This window comes from Psychrobacter sp. (genome assembly GCF_030454045.1).
Lineage (GTDB): Bacteria > Pseudomonadota > Gammaproteobacteria > Pseudomonadales > Moraxellaceae > Psychrobacter.
The window spans coordinates 1-7,074 of record NZ_JAKDJE010000108.1; the positions used below are offsets into that span (position 1 = coordinate 1).

Here is a 7,074-nt window from a genome sequence, read left to right on the forward strand (position 1 = left end):
CTGGAACAATTTTAGTGATCAGCAGTGCCTATTTGCGAATGTTCAACACGCCCTAGATTAACCCTAAGTGATGGCCAGTGGGCAAAGATAGCACCGTATTGTGCAGGTAAAGAGACCGATGTTGGTAGAACAGCGGTGAATAATCGACTATTTATTGAAGCTGTTCTATGGATTGTCCGTACAGGTAGTCCGTGGCGAGATTTCGATAGTGAATAATCCACCTGACATTCATAGATAATTAAAAGTACATTTCAAAACAAGAAATTGAGCAGGCAAGACAACTATTGGCAATATAAATAATACATTTAAAATTTTAACCTGAAAATATATTTAGCATTAGTTCCGCAATATATTGATAATGAAAATTATTATCAATATAATAACGCTTTAAATTACATGCTGGAAATATTCATGCAACTGTCTCGCTTATCTGCTGCGTTATTTAATCTTTCGAATGTATCTGGTTCTTCTCTACGATTAGCACCTATACCTTCGAGATTGGTATCGACTAAATCCCTCTCTTTAAAGATACTATGCTCAACTTGTCTATCTACTTCTGTCATCGTATTAACAACGAGTCAATCGGCATGGGCACAGGCAGATGATGTAGATGCTCAAACCACTCCTAATGTGGTACTTGATACTATCGTCGTCACTAGTAGCGCTGATGCTTCAGCAGATGGGCTACCAAGCGCCTATGAAGGTGGCCAAGTTGCGACCGGTAGCCGCGTCGGAATCTTGGGTAACCAAGACATCATGGATACGCCGTTCTCTACCACTTGTACAACCCAACCGACTACGCTGAAGTCCCTTTTACAAGCACAGCAATCTTCGGTGGAAATTTAGACGACCCCAAATTAACCAATAAAAAGCAGTTCCAAAGCTTTGCGCTAGCAGACACCATATCACTGTTCGACGATAAGCTAAAAACCACCTTGGGTGTGCGTCATCAAAATATAAAAACCACCAGCTATGATTTCAACACGCAGGCAGAAACGGCTCATTACGATAAGAGTGAGTGGACCCCAAGTATCGGTATTGTCTATCAGCCAACAATGGACTGGTCTGTGTATGGTAATTATATCGAAAGTCTAGCACCAGGAAAAACAGCCCCTCAGACAAATAACAGTGCTCCTGTTACCAATGCTGGTCAAAATCTAGATCCGTACGTGAGTGAGCAAACTGAACTGGGTGTGAAATACGATAATGGCATGATTGGCAGTAGCCTCGCTGTCTTCCGAACTGATGAACCACGTGCTTATATCAACAACTCAAATACGTTTACTGCGGCTGGAGAAAACCGCCATCAAGGTGTGGAGTTGACTGTCTTTGGTAGCCCAAGTGAAAACATGCGCCTCAATGCTGGTGTTACTTACTTAAGTGCTGAGCAAAAAGACACTGGTGATAGTGCATTAGATGGCAATCGAGTGATTGGTGTGCCTACCTTGCAGAGCAATGTCAACCTAGAGTATGATTTAGCCGCCGTTGAAGGACTGACATTAACGGGCGATATTATCCACACAGGCTCTCGTTACTCGGATAATGCCAATACCTTAAAGGTTGATGGTTATACGACCTTAGACCTTGGTGCACGCTATCGCACTATGCTAGCAGGACAAGACGTTACTCTAAAAGGTGTGGTAACCAATGTCACGGGTGAAGATTATTGGCAGTCAGTAGGCGGTTATGCAGATTCAGGCTATCTAAATGCAGGTGAGCCAACGGCCTTAAAAGTGTCAGCCACATTCAATTTTTAACATATATCAGCTATAGTTGATTCAATTTAAAAGTAATACAAGGCAACCCAGTGCAGATGTATATGTGATACTTGAAGCGAGGTTAACGCTGTAATTCTTTTATAAAGAGTTGACTATAAAACGTACTTATCTAACTAACTTCAGTAAAAGGGATTAGGTGTGACCTATTCCCTTTTATGCCATCAAACATCCATATTATTACTGAGTCACTATGTCCTCTCGTGCCAGCGTTTCTCTACATCATATGATTTGGGCACAGTATCGTCTGCCCTTTCTAAAAGTCATTTTACTCAACTTAGTCAATGCTGCCGTCAGTGTGGGTATCATTGCTTATATCAATCAAACCTTTATCAGTCAGCCTGTGTTCAATACCTTATCGTGGTCGAGCTTAGGGCAGTTTGCTCTGCTCGTGCTGCTGTTGCTGGTGACTACCTTCGTATCGCAATATGCACTCACCTGTTTGGGGCACAAGTTTGTCTATGAGCTCAGAACCAAGCTGGTCAAACAAATCATCGATACCACCGTTCCTCAGATAGATCATTTGGGTAGTGCGCGGTTACTTGCCAGTCTATCCACAGATATTCAGTCTATTACCGTCGCCTTTGTTCGGATGCCGGAGTTGGTGCAAGGCGTTATCCTCTCTGTTGGTGTGGGGTTATATCTGGGCTGGCTGTCGCTACCATTACTACTGATTGTCATGTTTTGGATTGCGATGACGATTTGGATAAGCACCCTATTGGTCAAGCATGTCTATACACATTTGACAAAGTTGAGAGAGATTAATGACGTCTTATATCAGGATTATCAATCGATTATAGAAGGTCGTAAAGAGCTGGCACTTAACCAACACCGAGCAGAAAAACTGTATACAGATGATTTTTTGGCCCATGCTAAATCCTATGAAAAGACTGTCACCAAGTCTGATACTTTTCATTTATCAGCGGTGAACTGGTCAAATATTATGATGTTCGCATCGATTGGGGTGATATTTGCCATATCAAATTATCTCGGCATTTCGATGGGCATCGCTACCACTTTTTCTTTAACGATTCTATTTATGCAGTCGCCGCTGCTTCACGCCGTCGGTGCATATCCAACACTACAGACGGCTCAAGTCGCCCTAGACAAAATACAGTCGCTAGAACTGGCTGAGTACCAACCTTTATTTAGAACGGACAACACCAGCCAACACTGGCAAACCATCTCGCTAACTGATGTTAGCTATCGCTACAATGTTTCCAATAACAATGTTTCGAATGCCAGTAATAGCAGTGTCAGTAATAGCAATGATACTGATGCTCAGACATTGATAGCTAAAGACAGCGATCACTCTGGTAATATTTTAAAAGACGTTAATCTAACGCTACAACGAGGCGATGTGGTGTTTCTGATCGGAGCGAATGGTAGCGGCAAATCGACACTTGCCAAGATTATTACAGGCATTTTCACCCCTACCACAGGTGCGGTAACCATCGACAAACAGCCCGTTGATTCACAGAATAATGCCGATTATAGACAGCTGTATTCTGCCATTTTTAGCGATCAGCATATTTTTAAGCAATTGATTGGCAGACAAGGACGGCAACCAGACGAAGCACTGGTCAATGCGTGGCTGCATAAATTGGACTTGCAAGATAAAATAAGTGTGGCTGACAACCAGCTGTCTACCGATAAGCTCTCGCAGGGACAACGCAAACGCTTGGCCATGCTGATCGCGGTCGCTGAACAAAAAGACATCTTGCTACTTGATGAATGGGCCGCTGACCAAGATCCTGCGTTTCGCCGCGTTTTTTATCAGACCCTAATCCCTGAGTTAAAAGCACTCGGTAAAACGCTGTTTATTATTAGTCACGATGATGGTTACTTTGAGCATGCAGATCGATTGCTATTGATGAAAGAAGGCCGCCTCATTGAATTAAATGCTGAAGAGCGACAGCGGGCGAGTAAAGATGCCATTGCCATGTTGGCGTAAGAACGAATTTCACATTATTTGAGAGAAGATTTATTTTCAAACATTAATGATAATAATTATCATTAATGTTATTATTAGCGTCGTTGTAAATTTGCTTTAACTGTCACAAATAACATTTAATCATTTTAGTCCAAGAGGAAATCTGATGCGGTCTCATCTAACCACTAACGTCATTCGCAAAAAATATCTCACCACAGCAGTACAAATTGGCCTGATCATGGGTATGAGTCACGCCGCTTACGCTGTAGAGACGACAAACAATACTGAAAACGATGAGGCTGCTACACCATCAGCTACCTTGGACACAATTACCGTTTATTCAGATGGCTATCGCAGCACCGGCACCAAGACCGCCTTAGACCCTGAAGATGCGCCTATGAGCTACACCAGAATTGATCAAGAACTTTTACAAAAGCGCCAAGCGGATAGTGTCAATGCTGCTCTACGCTATGAACCAGGTGTGAGCACTGAGAGTCGTGGCACGGTCTCTATCTTTGACGAGTACAACATTCGTGGATTTAAAACCTACTCTAATTTTTATGACGGTCTAAGATTGCCTTATGATGGTGCATATAACCTGATGCCCCAAGTAGATATCTATGCGACTGAAGCGGTCGAGGTGGTGAAAGGTTCGGCATCTTCATTATATGGTTATGCAGCACCCGGTGGCATGGTGAACCAAATAGCCAAAGCCCCTAAAAGCACGCAAGAAAATGAAGTACAGCTGCGACTTGGTAATCAAAACCTAAAAGAAGTGGCCGTCGATAGCACAGGTCCTATTACAGACACCTTGAACTACCGCTTAGTCGCGCTAAAACGCCAAAAAGACGGTCAAATGCAAACCACCGAAGAGGAGCGATTGTTGATTAACCCGTCGCTTGAATGGCAGGCGACGGATGATGTCTCAATACTTGCCAATCTGTTTTATCAAGATGATCCAGAGATGGTACCTTCTACTCCATTGCCTGCTGTCGGCACCGTCTACAAGGCAAGCTATGGCAAATTGGGTAGCGATGCTTATGCAGGTGATGAATGGAATAAATTTAGCAAAGAAGTATTCATGCCAAGTGTGACCGTAAACTGGGACATCAATGATCAGCTGACCTTTAAACATATCACGCGCTATACCGATGCCGAAGCTCAGCAGCGCAATATGTATAATGATGAAGGATTTGTAGAGGGTAGTGACACGATTTTAGACCGTATAGCTTACACAACAGATGAGAACATGAAAAACTGGACCACAGACAACCAACTGGCCTATAAGTTTGATACCGCCAATACCTCACATAACCTATTGTTTGGAGTTGAGTATCAAGAGACAGACAGCACGGCAACTTATTATGACGCTGGCGCAGATGGTACACCAAACCTTGACTTATCGAATCCAGATTTTTCACAAATCAGCACCGATATTCTACCCTTAGATACCTTTAGTCGATACGATGATATCGAACAAAGCCAGCTTGGACTCTATGTGCAAGATGAAATGACGTGGCAAGACTGGACAGTGGTGGCAGGCTTACGACATGATAAATTCAAAAGTACCCTTGATCGAACCGATACATCGAAAGGTGTAATCCCTAGTGAAAAAATGATCAACAATGACGCGTCAGAAACCAGTGGACGTCTTGCTGCTATTTATAACTTTGATAATGGTCTATCACCGTTTTTGAGCTACTCACAGTCGTTTCAACCAGTTGTTGGTAGCAACTTCATTACCAATGAAGCATTTGAACCAACCACGGCCGATCAGCTAGAGGCCGGGGTGAAGTACTTGTCAAAAGATCGTGCCACTCAAGGAACACTTGCTGTATTTGACATCACACAAAAAAATGTCGTGGTGTCAGATTACGTCAACTATACAAATCAAACACAAACTGGTGAAATTGAGTCAAAAGGCTTTGAAGTTTCAGCCAGTCGTATGCTCAATGATTGGGTAGATCTCTCGGCAAGCTATAGCTACACCGACGCTGAGATCACAGAAGAAGAAATTAATCCTGAAGTGATCGGCAATACTCCTGCCCAAATAGCCAAGCACAAAGCCACGCTATGGGCCGACTACTATGCGACAGACAAACTCACTCTCAATGCTGGTGTTCGCTATGAAGATGGTATGCAATTGGACAAACAAAATTCAGATGAGCTACCGAGTGTGACCTTGGTTGATATTGGTGGCAATTATCAGATCAACCCTATGCTGACTGTGGGTGCGAGCATCAACAATCTGTTCGATAAAACCTATGTTGGTGCTTGTTACGACATCAATAACTGCTGGATGGGCCCTGAACGTCAAATGTCAGTCAGCCTAAAAGCCCGTTTTTAATCATTATCAAAACATCTGATGAGTAGAGGAAGTCAATGTTATACATTGGCTTTCTCTACTAAGAGCATTTACCCACCTAAACTGTCAAAAAGGAGAAGCAACCATATGGCAAAATCCAATCCCAGATTGCTTGAAGTAGTAGGCAGTCAGTACATCACGCCAAATATGTGCCGCATTACTCTTGGCGGTGCAGGTTTAATAGACTTCCCGACAGATCAAGAAAGCGCTTATATCAAACTGATGTTTCCTCAAGGCGACGACATCAAGCCATTGATGCGTACCTATACCATCATCGCTCAGCGTGACACTGAGATCGATGTCGATTTCGCGCTACATGAGGCTGAGGGTCCTGCATCAACGTGGGCGCAACAGGCGCGAGTCGGCGATCAAATTTTGATTGGTGGCCCCGGCCCAAAAAAACTCATCAACAATGACGCCGACTGGTTTTTATTGGTCGGTGATATGACAGCATTGCCAGCGATCACGGTCAATCTGGCACAATTGCCTGCTGATGCTCGCGGCTATGCGGTGCTTGAGGTGACGACTGAGGCAGACCAGCAATCACTCAAAAAACCAGATAACGTCGAGATTCACTGGGTGGTCAACTCTCACCCAAATGCAGACAGCAGTCCGTTACTTGACTGCGTCAAATCACTGACTTGGCTTGAGGGACAGCCCGCGGTTTGGGCGGCTTGCGAGTTTCATAGTATGCGAGTATTGCGCCAATACTTCAAAGTTGAGCGCGACGTACCAAAGACACATTTATATGTGTCTAGTTATTGGAAAGTCGATAGCACAGAGGATCAGCATAAAGTGGTGAAAAGTCAGGACGCGCAAATGGCAGATCAATAAAAGCTTATTTAATGAATATTTAAATGCAAAAGACGCGGCTTATATAAGCCGCGTCTTTTTATAAATCATTACATATTATGCTTCGATGACTTTTCCTTCTTTTTCCACTCGGCTAATCGTCAGCCCCGTAAAGCCAAACAGCAGTGTTAATAGCAATGACAAATAAC

At 43.5% G+C, this 7,074-nt stretch carries 5 protein-coding genes and 1 pseudogene; all 6 read left to right on the plus strand.

What is annotated here, in order from left to right:
- Positions 1 to 30: 30 nt before the first annotated feature.
- Positions 31 to 201: pseudogene (locus L0G63_RS13090) on the plus strand (transposase); the annotation flags it as partial.
- A gap of 210 nt (positions 202 to 411) precedes the next feature.
- Positions 412 to 846 carry a hypothetical protein gene (locus tag L0G63_RS13095; protein WP_301451047.1) on the plus strand — a complete coding sequence of 145 codons (435 nt, stop codon included), beginning with the start codon at positions 412 to 414 and terminating at the stop codon, positions 844 to 846.
- The gene (locus L0G63_RS13100) at positions 780 to 1,757 is read left to right on the plus strand and encodes a TonB-dependent siderophore receptor (RefSeq protein ID WP_301451048.1); all 978 of its coding nucleotides are present in this window, start codon (positions 780 to 782) and stop codon (positions 1,755 to 1,757) included. The genes L0G63_RS13095 and L0G63_RS13100 overlap by 67 nt, the downstream gene beginning before the upstream one ends.
- Positions 1,758 to 1,968: 211 nt before the next feature.
- Positions 1,969 to 3,729, plus strand: a complete 1,761-nt coding sequence (locus L0G63_RS13105) for a multidrug ABC transporter permease/ATP-binding protein (RefSeq protein ID WP_301451049.1) — start codon at positions 1,969 to 1,971, stop codon at positions 3,727 to 3,729.
- A gap of 145 nt (positions 3,730 to 3,874) precedes the next feature.
- Complete coding sequence (locus L0G63_RS13110) at positions 3,875 to 6,055, plus strand: TonB-dependent siderophore receptor (RefSeq protein ID WP_301451050.1); 2,181 nt, start codon at positions 3,875 to 3,877, stop codon at positions 6,053 to 6,055.
- Positions 6,056 to 6,160: 105 nt separating this feature from the next.
- Positions 6,161 to 6,907 carry a siderophore-interacting protein gene (locus tag L0G63_RS13115; protein ID WP_301451051.1) on the plus strand — a complete coding sequence of 249 codons (747 nt, stop codon included), beginning with the start codon at positions 6,161 to 6,163 and terminating at the stop codon, positions 6,905 to 6,907.
- The last annotated feature ends 167 nt before the right edge of the window (positions 6,908 to 7,074 follow it).

What these genes read in the sequence shown, in the direction of transcription:
- L0G63_RS13095 (WP_301451047.1), top strand. Translation starts at nt 412, where the DNA reads ATGCAACTGTCTCGCTTATCTGCTGCGTTATTTAATCTTTCGAATGTA.
- L0G63_RS13105 (WP_301451049.1), top strand. Translation starts at nt 1,969, where the DNA reads ATGTCCTCTCGTGCCAGCGTTTCTCTACATCATATGATTTGGGCACAG.
- L0G63_RS13110 (WP_301451050.1), top strand. Translation starts at nt 3,875, where the DNA reads ATGCGGTCTCATCTAACCACTAACGTCATTCGCAAAAAATATCTCACC.
- L0G63_RS13115 (WP_301451051.1), top strand. Translation starts at nt 6,161, where the DNA reads ATGGCAAAATCCAATCCCAGATTGCTTGAAGTAGTAGGCAGTCAGTAC.